19 protein-coding genes and 1 tRNA gene are annotated in these 14714 nt (G+C 35.2%); 17 read left to right on the forward strand and 3 right to left on the reverse strand.

Annotation, left to right across the window (positions count from 1 at the left end):
* Positions 1-99: 99 nt before the first annotated feature.
* From PHH50_00355 to PHH50_00385, 7 genes are all read left to right on the forward strand, one after another.
* Complete coding sequence (locus PHH50_00355) at positions 100-324, forward strand: SHOCT domain-containing protein (protein ID MDD3728767.1); 225 nt, start codon at positions 100-102, stop codon at positions 322-324.
* A gap of 80 nt (positions 325-404) precedes the next feature.
* The gene (locus PHH50_00360; GenBank protein ID MDD3728768.1) at positions 405-698 is read left to right on the forward strand and encodes a DUF5676 family membrane protein; all 294 of its coding nucleotides are present in this window, start codon (positions 405-407) and stop codon (positions 696-698) included.
* Between the two features lie 129 nt (positions 699-827).
* On the forward strand, positions 828-974 hold the full coding sequence (locus PHH50_00365; protein ID MDD3728769.1) for a hypothetical protein: 147 nt from the start codon (positions 828-830) through the stop codon (positions 972-974).
* On the forward strand, positions 961-1878 hold the full coding sequence (locus tag PHH50_00370; protein ID MDD3728770.1) for a hypothetical protein: 918 nt from the start codon (positions 961-963) through the stop codon (positions 1876-1878). The genes PHH50_00365 and PHH50_00370 overlap by 14 nt, the downstream gene beginning before the upstream one ends.
* A 5-nt stretch (positions 1879-1883) precedes the next feature.
* Positions 1884-3314 carry a sulfite exporter TauE/SafE family protein gene (locus PHH50_00375; GenBank protein ID MDD3728771.1) on the forward strand — a complete coding sequence of 477 codons (1431 nt, stop codon included), beginning with the start codon at positions 1884-1886 and terminating at the stop codon, positions 3312-3314.
* A gap of 23 nt (positions 3315-3337) precedes the next feature.
* Complete coding sequence (locus PHH50_00380; GenBank protein MDD3728772.1) at positions 3338-3637, forward strand: cupin domain-containing protein; 300 nt, start codon at positions 3338-3340, stop codon at positions 3635-3637.
* Positions 3638-3929: 292 nt separating this feature from the next.
* Positions 3930-6311 carry a heavy metal translocating P-type ATPase gene (locus PHH50_00385; GenBank protein MDD3728773.1) on the forward strand — a complete coding sequence of 794 codons (2382 nt, stop codon included), beginning with the start codon at positions 3930-3932 and terminating at the stop codon, positions 6309-6311.
* Between the two features lie 7 nt (positions 6312-6318).
* On the opposite strand, the gene PHH50_00390 is transcribed toward PHH50_00385, so the two are convergent.
* From PHH50_00390 to PHH50_00400, 3 genes are all read right to left on the reverse strand, one after another.
* Positions 6319-6738, reverse strand: coding sequence for an EamA family transporter (locus PHH50_00390; GenBank protein MDD3728774.1), 420 nt, complete (start codon positions 6736-6738; stop codon positions 6319-6321).
* Positions 6739-6764: 26 nt separating this feature from the next.
* Positions 6765-6835 (reverse strand) — tRNA-Pro (locus PHH50_00395).
* 34 nt (positions 6836-6869) lie between these two features.
* Complete coding sequence (locus tag PHH50_00400) at positions 6870-7055, reverse strand: L28 family ribosomal protein (GenBank protein MDD3728775.1); 186 nt, start codon at positions 7053-7055, stop codon at positions 6870-6872.
* A gap of 101 nt (positions 7056-7156) precedes the next feature.
* On the opposite strand from PHH50_00400, the gene PHH50_00405 reads away from it, so the two are divergent.
* The 10 genes from PHH50_00405 (at position 7157) to rplW (ending at position 14694) form a co-directional block, all read left to right on the forward strand.
* Positions 7157-7783 (forward strand): site-2 protease family protein, encoded by a 627-nt coding sequence (locus tag PHH50_00405; GenBank protein MDD3728776.1) that lies wholly within the window; start codon positions 7157-7159, stop codon positions 7781-7783.
* Between the two features lie 53 nt (positions 7784-7836).
* Entirely contained in the window at positions 7837-8019 is a 183-nt protein-coding gene (locus PHH50_00410) for a hypothetical protein (GenBank protein ID MDD3728777.1), read from the forward strand.
* A gap of 197 nt (positions 8020-8216) precedes the next feature.
* A complete protein-coding gene (rpsL, locus tag PHH50_00415) occupies positions 8217-8630 on the forward strand; it encodes a 30S ribosomal protein S12 (protein ID MDD3728778.1) in 414 nt (137 codons plus the stop codon).
* A gap of 11 nt (positions 8631-8641) precedes the next feature.
* Positions 8642-9103, forward strand: coding sequence for a 30S ribosomal protein S7 (rpsG, locus tag PHH50_00420; protein MDD3728779.1), 462 nt, complete (start codon positions 8642-8644; stop codon positions 9101-9103).
* Between the two features lie 40 nt (positions 9104-9143).
* Positions 9144-11246, forward strand: a complete 2103-nt coding sequence (gene fusA / locus PHH50_00425) for an elongation factor G (GenBank protein ID MDD3728780.1) — start codon at positions 9144-9146, stop codon at positions 11244-11246.
* A 155-nt stretch (positions 11247-11401) separates the two neighbouring features.
* Positions 11402-12601, forward strand: coding sequence for an elongation factor Tu (tuf, locus tag PHH50_00430; protein ID MDD3728781.1), 1200 nt, complete (start codon positions 11402-11404; stop codon positions 12599-12601).
* A 48-nt stretch (positions 12602-12649) separates the two neighbouring features.
* Positions 12650-12976, forward strand: coding sequence for a 30S ribosomal protein S10 (rpsJ, locus tag PHH50_00435; protein MDD3728782.1), 327 nt, complete (start codon positions 12650-12652; stop codon positions 12974-12976).
* An 89-nt stretch (positions 12977-13065) separates the two neighbouring features.
* The gene (gene rplC / locus PHH50_00440) at positions 13066-13662 is read left to right on the forward strand and encodes a 50S ribosomal protein L3 (GenBank protein MDD3728783.1); all 597 of its coding nucleotides are present in this window, start codon (positions 13066-13068) and stop codon (positions 13660-13662) included.
* Complete coding sequence (rplD, locus tag PHH50_00445) at positions 13659-14285, forward strand: 50S ribosomal protein L4 (protein MDD3728784.1); 627 nt, start codon at positions 13659-13661, stop codon at positions 14283-14285. The genes rplC and rplD overlap by 4 nt, the downstream gene beginning before the upstream one ends.
* A gap of 1 nt (position 14286) precedes the next feature.
* Complete coding sequence (rplW, locus tag PHH50_00450; GenBank protein MDD3728785.1) at positions 14287-14694, forward strand: 50S ribosomal protein L23; 408 nt, start codon at positions 14287-14289, stop codon at positions 14692-14694.
* The last annotated feature ends 20 nt before the right edge of the window (positions 14695-14714 follow it).

Here is a 14714-nt window from a genome sequence, read left to right on the forward strand (position 1 = left end):
TAAGAAATTTTGCTCTGATAATTGCATAGAGGAATATAAAAAGGAAATAATAAAGATGCAATCGAAAGGCGATTGTTGTCATTAAAATTTAAAAATAATATGATGAATTTTCAATATGGTTTTTTCGGTGCTTTCGGCTGGTTTTTTATGGTTCTTTGGTGGGTCTTTATAGTTGTAGTAATTATAGCTCTTCTAAGATGGATTTCAGAACAGCCAAAAAATGATAATAATAAAAAATCTCCGCTTGAGGTTTTAAAGGAGCGGTATGCAAAGGGGGAAATAGATAAAAAAGAATTTGAAGAGAAGAAAAAGGATTTATTGTAGTTTTTCAAAATGGGTTTGTTTATTTTTTTTCTTTAGAATTTGTAAAGGCCGAAATAAAAATATTTTAACTATTTTATATAATGGACAATAGTTATTATTGCCAAATTAATAAAAAAGGATTTGCTTTGGCCACAAGCGGGGTAATGGGACTAGTTTACATTCTTTGTGCTGCTTTCGTTGCTTTATGGCCCGATTTTTCGCTTCGTCTTTTTGGCTGGCTTATGCACTTGGTCAATGTTGAAAAGTTTGCAGGAGACATGGGGATAACTTTTGGCGGATTTTTAGCGGGTCTTCTCCAAGCGGTAATTTACACGTATATCGGCGCCTATCTTATTGCTTGGCTTCATAATAAATTTTGCAAAGAAAATAAATAAATTATATTTAATTTTCTTTTTAAAAAGCAGGGCGAAAAATCGTTTCTCGTTGATTGTATTTTTAGTATTATCGGTTATTATTTTTTTATACATAGAAAATAATTATTGGATTAATAATTGGTTTTAATAATGAAAAAAGAAGAACATAAAATATTATATAAATGCCCTCAGTACGGGTTTAAATATGAAGAGAAAAAAATGGCCAAAAAATGTGAAGATTGGTGCAGAAAATATAAGACCTGTAATTTAGAAATAACAAAATATGCTAAAAAATAAAAAATTCGTCATTATTGGTTTTCTGGCTTCGCTGTTGCTTTTTGCTTTTTATATTTTAATCCTTTCTTTCTTTGAATCATCCTCTCATGCTTTCTCTCAATTTTCTTTATTTCGCTATTGGATTTCAATTTTAATTATTGGTTTTGGAATACAGGTTGGTCTTTTTTCTTTTGTCAGGGAAAAACAGAAAACGGCATCCAAAAAAACCCTTTCTGCTTCTTGCGGTATTTCCGCCGGTTCAATGGTTGCTTGCTGTCTTCACCATTTGGCGGACATTCTTCCTTTAATAGGCATTTCTGGCATGACTTTGTTTTTTACAGAATATCAGTTATGGTTTATGCTTTTGGGAATTATTTCCAATTTTATGGGAATTGCCATAATGCTTGGAATTATAGAAAAGCATAATCTTGCAGGAGGTGTTTTGGCAAAAATGGCTTCATATAGCACAATTAGGACAAGAAGAATTTCCCTTTCTCTTTCTCTTATTGTTCTTTTTCTTGGCTTTTTCTGGGTTGGTCCTTTGAGTTTTAATTTGGATTTTACTGCAAGCGGAATTTCTAGCGCAAAAAAATCAGAAAAGCAATTTTTTCCGGGGAAAACTGATTCTCAGGGAGATATATTATTTGAAGTAACTCCTTTGTCTTTTGAATCCAATAAGCCGCTTGAATTCAATATTAAAATAGATACCCATTTTGACTTTCCTGAGTTTGATTTAATGGAAGTGTCTATTTTAGAATACGAAAATGGAAAATGGCATAAGCCGTTAGAATGGCAAGGACCTTCTATTTCCGGGCATCATATTTCCGGTGTTCTTGTTTTTCCTCCTCTTGAAATTGACGCCAAAGAACTAAGTGTTATAATTAAAGACGAATTTATGAGAGTTTTCCGCTGGGAAATTTATTAAAAACAATGGAAAAAAGCAAAAAAGAAAAAGAAGCAGTTTATTTTATAAAGGGAATGCATTGTCCTTCTTGCGAAATTTTTATTGAGAAGGAGCTTTTGAAGTTTAAAGGAGTTAACTTTGCAAATGCTACAGAAAAAGAAGGAAAGGTTTTTATAAAATACGAAGGGGAAAAACCGAAAAAAGAAGAGCTAAACGATATTCTAAAAGAAAATAACTATTTTTTGTCTGATCTTCCATTTGAAAAAAGTGAAAAAAGGGAAAGCTTTTTAGGAGCCGTTCTTGTAGCTTTTGTTATTATTGCTCTGTTTTTTTTCTTGCAAAAAACAGGTATTATGGAAATGGCCGATTTTTCTTCACAGTATTCCCTTTTTATGGTTTTTTTTCTAGGAATTGTGGCTAGCGTTTCAAGTTGCATGGCTCTTATCGGAGGGCTGATATTGTCTCTTTCCAAACAATGGAATAAGGCCTATTCAAAAACAAATTCTTTTTCTAAAAAACTTCAGCCCTATGTATTATTCAATTTTGGCAGATTGGTGTCTTATGGATTATTCGGAGCGGTTCTCGGAGGGCTTGGAAATGTATTTAATATATCTCTTGGTTTTACTTCTTTTTTAGTTTTTATCGTTTCACTGCTGATGATTTTTTTCTCTTTAAAGATGCTGGGATTTGAATTTCCCGACTTCTTGAAATTTAAAAAAGGAGGATTTTTTAGAAAATTTACAACCAGTGAAAGGAGTTCTGTAAAAAGCCATGCCTGTTTTTTGGGCGCTTCTACTTTTTTTCTTCCTTGCGGATTTACGATTACGGCCCAGGGACTTGCCTTGATATCTGGAAGCGCATTGCAGGGATTCTTAATTATGTTTTTTTTCGCTCTTGGAACGGTTCCGGCTCTTTTGATGCTTGGATTTTCAAGCATAAAGTTTTATCAAAATCCGCAATTATCATTGAAGTTTTCAAAAATAGCCGGAATATTGGTTTTGTTTTTCGCTTTTTATAACATTAATTCCCAGCTTGTAATTTGGGGAATGCCTAATATTAATAGTTTTAAAATATCAGTATGGGAAAAAAAAGAAGAGATGAATTTTTCGGAAAAAGAGCAGGTTCTAAAAATGAGTGTTTCGAGCTTTAAGTATAAGCCGAATTATTTTATAGTGAAAGCGGGAGTTCCGGTCAGATGGGAGATTACAGACGAGGGTATGAGTGGATGCACTAATGCTATTATTTCTAAAGATTTATTTGAAGGGACAATTGATCTTGTAAGAGGAGGAACGGCGATAAAAGAATTTATTGTGGAAAAGCCGGGAAGATACGTTTTTTCTTGTTCTATGGGAATGGTTTCAGGAGTGATTGACGTTATCGGCAATACTGAACAATCTTTATCCGATGATGTTTGCCTTATTGCAGAAAAAGAAAAAATAGAGAAAATTTTGAATTAATGATATCTTAATTAAAAAAAAGAATGAATATTGATATTAAAAAACAAATAGAATACTCAAAGGGAGGAATTCTAAGTAAGGTGATATATAAAAAAGAAAAGGCGGATATTACTCTATTTTGCATGGCAGAGAGAACGGAAATATCAGAGCATACCTCTTCCAAAGAAGCTTTTGTTTATGTGCTTGAAGGAGAAGGAATATTTTTTCTTGGAAAAGAAGAAATTAAAATGATCCCGGGAGTATTTATTTCAATTGAAAAAAACGCAAAACATTCTTTAAAAGCCGAAAAGAACACCAGTTTTATGCTTTTTTTAACAAATTAAAATTATGTATAATCCGAAATACGCGCAGACATATGCCATTTTTCTTCTGATAATTCTAATCATTGCTTTGCTTATTATTCTGCCTGCCTTAGAACAGTAAAAAAGTTTTTTATTAAAAAAGAATTGGAAGAATGCAGAGATTACCAAAATGGATAAGTGGTTTTATATCTAAAAATTCTTTTTTTAATGTGGCATAAAAGAACGATTTTTTGGCAATTTTATATTAAAGTACTCAAAGTATATTTTTTAAACCGTAATTTTTTAAATCCTAAAATCGTTAAAAATAATTTATATGAATAAAAAAACATTTAAAATATCGGGAATGCATTGCGCCTCTTGCGCTTCAAACATTGAAAAGGAAGTCAAAAAAGTTTCTGGAGTTTCTTCTTCGAGGGTGGATTTTAACGGTGGAAAACTTTTTGTTGAAGGAAATGATTTTTCAACTGAGGAATTAAAGAAAAGAACGGAGGATTTGGGTTATGGTTTTTTTTCAGAAGAAGATGGAAATAAAGAAAATATCGTTTTAAAGGTTGTTGGAATGGATAGCCCTCATTGTGCAGGAATAATTAAAAAGGTTTTAGGGGGATTTAAAGGGGTTAAAAATCCTGAAATTGATTTTGCCAATGAAAAAGTAAAATTCACTTTTTTCCCAAATGAAAATTCCCTTGCAGATATTGAAAAAGCTATAGAAAAAGAAGGGTATAATGTTTTTAAGGAGAAAGAGACAAGCGAAGTTGAAATAGAAGAGAGAAGACGAGTTAAAAATACAAAAATAAGAGCAATCCTTGCTCTTGTTTTAAGTATTCCCTTGATGTTTACAATGATTTTGATGTATTCCGGCAAAATGTTTCCCGGCCAGCTTTTTATTGAGGCGGTTCTTTCTTTTATTGTCGTGTATATTTTAGGATGGAGAGCCCATGTTTCCGCTTTCAAGGCAGCCAGGAAATTTTATGCCAACATGGATGTTCTTATTTCCCTGGGAACTTCCGCAGCTTTTCTTTTCGGAGTGGCTGCTTTTTTTATTGATGTTCCTGTTTTCTTTGAAATAGCCGCTTTCATTATGGCTTTCCAGCTTTTGGGAAGGTATTTGGAAGAAAAAGCAAGAGGAAAGACATCGGAGGCCCTAAGAGAACTTTTAAACCTTGAAGCCAAAACAGCAAGAATATTAATAAACGGAGAAGAGAAAGAAATACCTGTTGAAGAATTGAAATTGGGAGATGTTATGATTATCAGGCCCGGGGAAAAAATTCCGACTGACGGCAAGGTAATTGAAGGGCTTTCTTCTGTTGACGAGTCAATGGCAACGGGGGAATCATTGCCGGTTGAAAAAACACCCGGATCGCAGGTTATTGGTTCTACTCTTAACCAGGAAGGGATATTAAAAGCGGAAGCAGTTAAGGTTGGAAAAGACACTTTTTTTGCCCAAGTTGTAAAATTGGTTGAAGAGGCTCAAGGGAGCCGCATTCCTATTCAAGAATTTGCAGACAAGGTTACTTCCTATTTTGTTCCAGCAATTCTTTTAATTGCAATTTTTACCGTTTTGTCTTGGCTTTTTGTTGGCAATTGGTATGTGGCAATTGTTGCAAGTATTACCGTTCTTATTATCGCTTGTCCTTGCGCTCTTGGCCTTGCTACGCCTACCGCTTTAACTGTTGGCATTGGAAGAGGGGCAAAGCAAGGAATTTTATTTAGAAGAGGAGAAGCGATTGAGCTGATGGGAAAAACAAAAGTGATTGTTCTTGATAAGACGGGAACCCTTACAAAGGGACAGCCGGATGTAACTGATATTATTGAAATTAACGGAAATAATATTTCTGATATTTTACAAATTGCGTCTTCTGTGGAAAATAATTCTGAGCATCCTTTAGCCAGGGCGATTGTGAAAAAAGCAAAGGAAAAAAATATTGAATTGCTAAGAACGGAAAATTTTAAGGCGGTTTTTGGCAAAGGAGTTGAAGCACTTGTAAACGGAAGGAGAATTTTAGTTGGCAGAAGAATGCTATTGCAAGAGAATAATATTTCTTTTTCTTCCATTGAAGAAATTGCCTCAAAACTAGAAGAACAAGGGAAAACGGCCATGTTTGTTGCAGATGATAAAAAAGTTTTGGGAATAATTGCCGTGGCTGATACTTTGAAAAAAGAGACCAAAGAAGCAATTAAAGAGCTTCATAATATGGGATATAAACTTGTTATGTTAACCGGTGACAATAAAAAAACAGCAAGCGCTATTTCGAAAGAAATTGGCATTGACGAGGTTATAGCAGAGGTCTTGCCTAGTGAAAAAGTTGATGTAATAAAAAAGCTGCAAGAAGAAGGAAAGGTAAAAGTTGCCATGGTTGGCGACGGAATAAACGACGCTCCGGCCTTGACTCAGGCAGATGTGGGAATAGCTATTGGTACCGGAACCGATATCGCAATTGAAGCGGGAGAGATTACTCTTGTAGGAGGAGAATTAAACGCTTTGATTAATTCTATAAAATTAAGTCGAATGACATTTAAAACAATTCGCCAGAATCTTTTTTGGGCTTATGTATATAATGCAATAGCGATTCCTATAGCTGCTTTTGGAATTTTAGCTACGATGATAGGCCCCATTATTGCCGCCGGGGCTATGGCTTTTTCTTCGTTTTCGGTAGTTCTTAATTCCTTGCGGCTGAGGAAAACAAAACTGTAAAAAAGAATTAAAAAACCATAAAAAGCGCTCCTATTGTTATAAGAATGGCGCCTATTGCTACTTTTAAAGTCAAAGCTTCGGCTAAAAAGAGAGCGGCAAAAACAACGACGAAAACCACGCTCAACCTATCAAGAGCGGCTACTCCCGATGCCGGTCCGTATTTTAGCGCTACGAAATAAAAGAGCCACGAGAGGGCTCCGGCAATTCCTGAAAGGGCGATGAAAAAAAGAAGTTTCCCGCTTATTGTTGAAACTGTCTGCCATTTTCCCGATAACAATGTCACAATGGCAAGAAATGTTGCCATAATTATTGCTCTTACTGTTGTTGCAAGAGTGGGATCAATTCCCGCAATTCCTATTTTCCCGAAAATTGCAACTAGAGCTGCAAAGACCGCTGCTAAAAGCGCATATAGTATCCAAATAGGCATATTTTTTAAATTTAAATTTTATTTTTTCGGGGCGCCGAGATTCGAACTCGAACTAAATCCACCCCATGGACTCGTGCTACCGTTACACTACGCCCCGTTTTTAAATAAAATAAATTAACACAAGCTGAAATTTATTTTCCTTTTCCTACAGATTTAATACATTTAGTACAAGCAAGAACTCTTTCACCCGAAGGAAGCTTTACCCATTGAAGGTTTGGTTTTTTTCTTTTCTTAATCGTTGGATTATATTTTCCACGAAGTTTTACCAGCTTCTGGACCATTACCGAGCCCTTATTGCATATTGAACATGTTTTCATATTTTTTTATCCTTTATTTTTTCTTAAAAGAAAGCAATTTAATTATCGCTTCAACAATAACCTATATTTGATAAATTTTCAAGTTCTGATATAATATTTTAATGGAAACGATATTTATTATTGTCATTTTAATACTTTCTGTAATTATCCATGAAGTTGCCCATGGAGCAATGGCAAATTATATGGGAGATCCGACGGCAAAATATGCGGGGCGTCTTACATTAAATCCGATAAAGCATATTGATCCTATCGGTTCTGTTGTTATCCCTTTGCTTCTTGTTTTATTTCAGAGCGGAGTTATTTTTGGATGGGCGAAACCGGTTCCGATTAACCCTTACAATTTTAAAGATCAAAAATATGGCAGCGCAAAAGTTTCTGCCGCAGGCCCTTTTTCTAATTTTTCCTTAGCTCTTGTTTTTGGTCTTTCTATGCGCTTTTTGCCTCTTTCTCCCAATCTTCTTTTTATATTCGGAATCATTGTCTATATTAATTTGGTTCTTGGAATTTTTAATTTAATTCCCATTCCTCCTCTTGACGGTTCTCATATTCTTTTTACCTTTCTTCCTCTCTCAATGGAGCATGTCAAAATTTTTCTAAGCCAGTACGGCCTTTTTATTCTTCTCTTTCTAATTTTCTTTCTGCTCGGGCCTATTTTTTCTTTTATTGCTTTTATTTTTGAACTTATTTCGGGAATTTCTTTTTCTCAAATAATCTATCTTCTTGGGTGATTCTTTTTTTGGTTAATTCAAGTGTTGGTTTAGTAATTTTTTAAGAATAAAATATGCTTAAAAAAATTCTATATTATGAAGTGCCAACAAAGATAGGAGTTGCTATCATTCTTATTTTTTCTCTTATTGCATACGGAGGAATTCTGTTTTGGATTTATACAACGCTAATGACTCTTGAAGAACATGAAACGGAAAAATCTGTAAAAGAGGAAAAAATAGAAAATACGAGAGAATAAAAAATTGATTTTTATTCGCATCTCTTTAAAAGAGAGAGTTTTTTTATGATTTGTAAAAATAGATTCCCTTAATTTTTATTTATTAACTAATTGGCAAAGAAAAGCTAGTTTTTAATTTGACATTATTTTTATTTTCTGCTACATTTTTAACTACTTGAGCGTTATACGCTTTTTGTTTTAATTTTCAGCGCTATTTTATGTCAACAATAAACCAACTGGTAAAAAAAGGAAGAAAGAAAACGAAAAAAAAGGTTACAATGCAAGCCCTTACTTTTGGTTTTAATTCTTTAAAAAATAGGCCCAAAAAATATTCTTCTCCTTTTAAAAAAGGAGTTTGCCTTAAGGTGTTTACAGCTACCCCGAGAAAGCCGAATTCCGCTTTGCGCAAAGTAGCAAGAGTTCGTCTTACAAACGGAATGGAAGTGACTGCCTTTATCCCCGGAGAAGGGCATAACCTTCAAGAACACTCCATTGTTGTTATAAGAGGAGGGAAGGTAAAAGATCTTCCTGGAGTAAGATACCATGTCGTAAGAGGGGTTCTTGATGCGGGAGGAGTTGAAAAGAGAAAACAAGGAAGAAGCAAATACGGGGCAAAAAGAGCCAAAAAGTAAAATATTGAAAAATGGGAAAAATAAAAAAAAGACAAATAAATCCTGATTCTCTTTACGATAGTGTTGAAGTTTCAAAATTAATTAATCAGATAATGAGGATGGGGAAAAAAACTATTGCAAGAAAAATTGTTTATGGTTCTTTTGATATTATCAAAGAAAAAACCAAAAAAGAGCCGCTTGATATTTTTATTCTTGCTATTGATAACGTTTCTCCAATCCTTGAAGTAAAGTCAAAAAGAGTAGGGGGTGCCACTTATCAAGTTCCTGTTGAGGTTAAAAGCGACAGGAAAATAGCATTGGCTTTCAGATGGATTATAAACGGAGCAAAAAGTAGAAAAGGTAAGCCGATGAAAGAAGCTCTTGCTCTTGAAATTATTGACGCTTCAAATAATACGGGATGGGCGGCGAAAAAGAAAACAGATACCCATAAAATGGCTGAGGCAAACAGGGCTTTTGCTCATTTTGCATGGTAAGTTCTTTTACTATATCTAAATATTCTAATATTTTAATTATATGAGGCAGTATCAAATAGGAAAATACAGAGACATAGGCATTATCGCCCACATTGACGCCGGAAAGACAACCGTTTCCGAGCGTGTTTTGTTTTACACCGGAATTTCCCATAAAATAGGCGAGGTTCACGACGGAGCCGCTATAATGGACTGGATGGAACAGGAAAGAGAAAGAGGGATTACGATAACTTCCGCTGCAACTACTTGCTTTTGGACTCCTACCTATCTTGAAAAGAAAAAAGAAAATGAATATAGAATCAATCTTATTGATACTCCTGGGCATATCGATTTTACCGCTGAAGTTCAGCGTTCTTTGAGAGTTCTTGACGGAGCGGTTGTTGTTTTTGACGGAGTAGCCGGGGTGGAACCGCAATCGGAAACTGTATGGAGGCAGGCAGACAAGTTTAAAGTGCCCAGAATTTGTTTTATAAACAAACTTGACAGAACAGGTGCTTCTTTTGAAAATGCTCTAAATTCAATATATCAGAAACTTACTCCTAATGCTGTTGCTGTTCAATTGCCAATAGGAAAGGAGGAAGAATTAAAGGGAATAGTTGACCTTATAGAAATGAAGGCGGTTTTTTTTGAAGGGGATTTTGAACAAATGATAAAAAAAGAGGATCTTCAGGAGGATATTGCAAATTTAGCAAAACCATGGAGAGAAAAAATGGTTGAAAAAATAGTTGCTGAAGACGAAGCAATCTTGGAGAAATATCTTTCAGGAGAAGATATTTTACCGGAAGAACTGAAAAAAATATTAAGAAAAGCTGTTCTTTCTTCTCGGCTTGTTCCTGTTTTTTGCGGTTCGGCTTTAAAAAATAAAGGAGTTCAATTATTACTTGATGCTGTTTGCGATTATCTTCCAAATCCAATTGATTTGCCTCCTGTCGAAGGAGAAGATCCTCAAACGGGAGAGAAATTATCAAGAAAAGCAGATGACTCTGAAAAGTTTTCTGCATTGGTTTTTAAAGTTGCTACCGACCCTTATGTCGGAACTTTGTCTTTCTTTCGAGTTTATTCAGGCACCCTGGAATCCGGTTCTTACGTTTTAAACTCTGCAACAGGAAGCAAAGAACGGCTTGGAAGAATTCTTAGAATGCATTCTGCGGAAAGAGAAGAGGTTAAAGAAGTTTTCGCAGGAGACATAGCCGCTGCAGTAGGACTAAAAAATACAAGAACAGGCGACACTATATGTGACGAAAGCGATCCGATTCTTCTTGAAAATATTGTTTTTCCGGATCCTGTTATTTCAATAAGAATAGAGCCGAAAACCAAGGCCGATCAGGAAAAGATGGGAATGGCCTTAAAGCGTCTTTCTGACGAGGATCCTACATTTAAGATAAAAAGCGATCAAGAAACAGGAGACACTCTTATTTCAGGAATGGGAGAGCTTCATCTTGATATTATCGTTGATAGGATGAGAAGAGAATTTAACGTTGATTGTGCCGTTTCAAAACCCCAGGTTGCCTATAAAGAAACAATCAAATCTCAGAGCGAGGCGGAAGGAAAATATATCAAGCAATCAGGAGGAAGAGGACAGTATGGACACGTTAAAATTAGAATTAAACCGCTTGAAAGAGGAAAAGGATTTGTTTTTGTTGACGAAATAAGAGGAGGAATAATACCTAGAGAATTTATTCCGGCTGTGGAAAAAGGATTAAGGGAAGCAGTAGACAGAGGAATTCTTGCTGGCTATCCGGCAGTTGACATTGAAGCTACTCTCTATGACGGATCTTTCCATGATGTCGATTCTTCTGAAAATGCATTTAAAATTGCTGCCTCAATGGCTTTCCAAGAAGCGTCCAAAAAGGCAAATCCTGTTTTACTTGAACCTATAATGAAAATAGAAGTTATTATTCCAACGGATTTCTTTGGAGATGTTATAGGAGATCTTTCTTCGCGCAGAGGAAGAATTGAAGAAACGGAAGATCGTTTAAATATGAAAATAGTACATGCCAGAGTTCCGCTATCTGAAATGTTCGGCTATGCCACGGGGCTCAGGTCGATAACCGAAGGAAGAGGAAATTTCTCCATGGAATTCGATTATTATGCGGAGGTTCCTCAAAGCATAGCGGAAGAGATTATTAAAGGAGGAAGAAAATAATGATAAATAATTAAGTAAAAGAGAAAAAATATTTGACTTTTATTTTAATTTCAGTAAAATAAAGTCACTAAAAATTTAATCAGACGCAAGGAAAGAATTTTCATAGGAAACCTTTTCTTATAAAATCCTTTATACTTTGCGCTCTATAAAATATTATGGCAGAAAAAGAAAAATTTGAACGTTCCAAGCCCCATGTCAATGTCGGTACTATTGGCCATGTTGACCATGGGAAAACAACCCTTACTGCCGCAATTCTTAATGTTTTGGACAAGAAGGGTTTGAAAGTTACAAAAAAGGGCGTTAACGAGATTGATGCCGCTCCTGAAGAAAAGGAGAGAGGTATAACTGTCGCTGTAGCGCATGTCGAATATGAATCGGAAAAGAGGCATTATGCCCATATTGACTGCCCTGGACATGCCGATTACATTAAAAACATGATTACGGGAGCAGCTCAGATGGACGGAGCAATACTAGTTGTCTCTGCAACAGACGGTCCTATGCCTCAAACAAGAGAGCATATTCTTCTTGCAAAGCAAGTAGGATTGCCTTCTTTTGTCGTTTTCTTGAATAAATGCGACATGGTAGACGATCCGGAGATGATTGACCTTATTGAATCAGAAATAAGGGAGCTTTTGAACAAACATGAGTATCCTGGTGATGAAACTCCGATTATAAGAGGGTCTGCTTTAAAAGCACTTGAAGCTGGTTCTGCTGAAGACGAGGCAGCAAAACCGGTATTGGAGCTTATCAGCGCTTTAGACGACTATATTAAGGAACCAAAAAGAGATACCGATAAACCTTTTTTGATGGCTATTGAAGATGTGTTTTCAATAGAAGGAAGAGGAACAGTTGCGACAGGAAGAATTGAAAGAGGAATTGTCAAGCAAAACGAAGAAATAGAAATTGTTGGGATGCGCCCGACTCAAAAAACGGTTGCCGTAAGCGTTGAGATGTTTAATAAGATACTTGATGAAGGAAGAGCAGGAGATAACGTTGGTATTCTTCTTCGAGGTCTTAAGAAGGAAGATATTGAACGCGGACAGGTGCTTTCAAAAACAGGATCAGTTACTCCTCATACCGAGTTTGAAACTGAAGTATATATTTTAACCAAAGAAGAAGGAGGAAGGCATACACCCTTTTTTGCAGGGTATAAACCTCAGTTTTACATTAGAACAACCGATGTAACGGGAGAAGCGATTCTTCCAGAAGGAACAGAAATGGTTATGCCGGGAGATACTGTCAATTTGAAAGTAAAATTAATAGTTCCAGTAGCCCTTGAAGAACAGCAAAGATTTGCAATCAGAGAAGGGGGAAGAACAGTTGGCGCCGGAGTTGTTACAAAGATTATTAAGTAAAAAAACAGGCCCCAATCAAGCTTTTGGGGCCATGTTCTTTATTATAAAATGGTTGAAGCAAAAGAAAAAACAAAACAACGATTAAGGATAAAGCTTCGAGCGTATGATTATAAAGTAATTGATACTTGCGCCAAGCAAATAATAGACACGACTCTTCGTCATGGAGGAAAAGTGGTAGGTCCGGTTCCCTTACCAACTGAAATTAGTAAGTATACCGTAAATAGGTCTTCATTCGTTCATAAGGATAGCAGGGAACAATTTGAAACTAGGGTCCATAAAAGATTAATTGATATTTTCGATTTTAATCCCGAAACAATGGATGCCTTAACAGACCTTACTTTGCCGGCAGGCGTTGATATTGAAATAAAGACATAAAGATCGCACTACTTACTAGTTTTTAAAACCTAAGGCCGGTGCCTTGGTTTTTAGTTAAAGGGTAAAGATTGATTAAAAGCATCAAAACAATGAGCTTCATATTAGGAAAAAAAATAAAAATGTCACAGATTTTTGACGAAAGCGGAAAAGTAGTTCCCGTAACTGTTGTGGAAGCAGGTCCTGTTTTTGTGCTCCAAATTAAAAAGAAAGAAGGAAAGGACAATTATGATGCTGTTGCTGTCGGTTTTTTAAAAATAGAAAAAAAGAATAAAATCAAAAAGACGGCAAAAGGAAAAGAATTTAAGCATATTAAAGAATTTAAAAGCGATAATGAATTGAAAATAGGAGATAAGATAGATGTTTCCGTTTTCAATAAAGGAGACAAAGTAGATGTTTCAGGATTTTCAAAAGGAAAAGGATATACGGGAGTAGTAAAAAGATGGAACTTTACAATGAAACCGGCAACTCATGGAACAAAGCATACGCAAAGAGCCATGGGTTCAACCGGAGGAAGATTTCCCCAGAGAGTTGTTAAAGGAAGAAAAATGCCTGGACGATTGGGTTTTGAAAAAACAACAGTTAAAAAGTTAAAAATAGAAGCAGTTGATGCAGAAAACAATTTAATATTATTAAGAGGAGCCGTTCCAGGGAGACCGGGAACTATTCTTTCACTTATTAAGGTATGAAATATCCAGTTTACAACATAGAAGGAAAAGAAACAGATTCTGTTCTTCTTCCAGAGGATATTTTTGAAGTTGAAATGAACGATGATTTAGTCCATCAGGTAATGGTTTTGCAGTCTTCAAACAGAAGGCAGAATACTGCAGACACAAAAGATAGGGCAGAAGCAAGAGGAGGAGGAAAAAAACCATGGAGGCAAAAAGGCACGGGAAGAGCTCGTCATGGTTCAAGTCGTTCTCCCATATGGAAAGGAGGAGGAGTAACTTTTGGACCTACAGACGAGAGAAATTATAAAAAAAAGATTAATAAAAAAACGAAAAAGAAGGCCTTGTATATGGTTTTATCAAGCAAAGCAAAGAACAGGTCTCTTTATATTATAGACAGTTTTGATTCCATTGTTCCGAAAACAAAAGAAATGGCAAAAGTGCTAAAGAATCTAAAGATAGAAAAATCTGTTATTGTCGCTCCTTTATCAAACAATGAAACTGTTTTCAGGGCTTGCAGAAATATTCCCGGCGTACTTATTATGCCGATTTTAGACCTTAATGTTTTAGATTTGCTTTCTTTTAAGGATTTGATTTTAACTAAAGACGGAATCAAGAATATAAAGAAAAATTCAGTGAAATAATATGGCCATACTTAATATTTTCAAAAAGGAGGATAAAAAGAAAAAATCAGCGGCCGTGTCTCTTGAAAAAAAGAAAGCGGTGTCTTCTTTGTCTTCTGTAAAAGAAGAAAAAAAAGAGGATATTAAAAAAAATCCGATAGTAAAGAATGTTCTTAGCGCTCCTTATTTTACTGAGAAAGCTGCTCTTCTTGAAAAGAACAACAAATATATTTTTAAGGTTCCAAAAGAAGCCAATAAGATTGAGATTAAAAAACAAGTGGAGAAAGAATATAACGTAAAGGTTGAAAGCGTAAACATTATTAATGTAAGAAGAAAAAGAAAACGCCTTGGGGGGCATAAGGGTTTTAAAAAAGGATATAAAAAAGCGATGGTTGCGCTTGAAGGAAGCAAGAAAATTGATTTGTCTTAAGAATAAAAAATATAATGAAA

It is taken from the genome of Candidatus Paceibacterota bacterium (assembly GCA_028697015.1).
Lineage (GTDB): Bacteria > Patescibacteriota > Minisyncoccia > Minisyncoccales > GWA2-38-27 > JAQVFW01.